The sequence below is a fragment of the Streptomyces sp. RP5T genome (assembly GCF_003933965.1).
Lineage (GTDB): Bacteria > Actinomycetota > Actinomycetes > Streptomycetales > Streptomycetaceae > Streptomyces.
In genome coordinates this window covers 1-1,269 of record NZ_RSAJ01001104.1, presented here as the reverse complement: position 1 = coordinate 1,269, position 1,269 = coordinate 1, and the positions used below count along the sequence as shown (strand labels likewise).

Below are 1,269 nucleotides of genomic sequence, written 5' to 3'. Positions count from 1 at the left end.
CGTACAGGGCCACGGCATCGGCCTTGAACTCGTCCGAGTAATCCTTCATCGCCATCGGCGGCCTTCTCGCTTCCTCCGGATCAAGCAGATCCAGTATCAGCGTGTCCACCACTCAGGGGGAGGCTCCTATGTGCGTCAGCATGCGCGCGTGCCAAAGGCCGGCTTCGCCAAGGAACAGGGGACGTTCGAGGAGCGAGACCAGGTTGAGCCGTCTACTGACGTGGAAGCCGTGATGAAGGTGCTGGCAGGCCGCTCGCCAGGCGATGACGGGCGAGCTCTGCTGGATTGGAGTCGTGCTGATCTGCGCGGTTTGAACATGATGGCGTGGAGTCTCAAAGAAGCCGCGAAATTCAAGCGCCCGGCGGATGTGCCAGATACCCGTGTCCCCTTCTCTTACGCCCTCTTAGACAAGGCGGATCTGCGGCATGCAGACCTCAATGGTGTGGATCTGCAGTGGGCGTCGTTCGTCGAGGCGAACCTTTCCGACACAACGCTCTTCTTCTCCGATTTGAGCCATGCTGGATTGGAAAGCGCAGACCTCACCGGTGTGCACCTTGTGAGGACGAATTTCACCGGTGCAGATCTCAACTGGGTGAAGATGCGCGAAGTAGACGGGGGTGCAGCAGGGAACACCTTCGCCAATGCGACCTTTGTGGATGCCGACTTGACAGGTGCTGACCTCGAAGGTGCGAACCTGACTAACGTGGCATTGGTCGAAGCAAACCTGAGCGCCGCACATCTCGCTGGCGCAAACCTGCACGGCGCGAAATTGAGCGCTGCGGACAAATCGTTGGACGATAGGTTCGGTTGGGACATCGAGAAAAATGCAATTTTGACCAAGGCAGACCTCGAAGACGCCAACCTGACGAACGCCGATCTACGCGGCGTGGACTTCTCCCACGCGAATCTGACACGTGCCGACCTACGAGGGGCAAAGCTGGCCGGCGTGAAGCTGACCGGCGCGAAGCTCAAAGGGGTCCGCGGGCTACCGCCATCCCTAGTCTAGACGGCTGCACACACAACGCCCTGTGGGTACGAACCGTCCAATGCCCGGTAGCAGTGCCAGGGGCTCGAGATGGCCACGGCGAGCTCGTCGTGGCCACGGTCTTGCCTCGGTGAAGGCGGACCGGCCAGTGGCTGGAGCAGCGTCGATCGCTGTCTGATCACACGGACCGGGCAGGCGGCCTGCCCGTCTCGCGCGCGGCTCCGCCGTCGCGCGCGATCACCACCAGCGGCGCCTGATCCCCTCGCCCGCTCCCGGCCCTGTCC

Annotated in this window: 1 protein-coding gene; it reads left to right on the top strand. The window is 62.1% G+C overall.

The window, feature by feature from the left end; all coding sequences use genetic code 11:
- Positions 1 to 148: 148 nt before the first annotated feature.
- Positions 149 to 1,006 carry a pentapeptide repeat-containing protein gene (locus tag EHS43_RS44780; RefSeq protein WP_125196079.1) on the top strand — a complete coding sequence of 286 codons (858 nt, stop codon included), beginning with the start codon at positions 149 to 151 and terminating at the stop codon, positions 1,004 to 1,006.
- Positions 1,007 to 1,269: the final 263 nt, after the last annotated feature.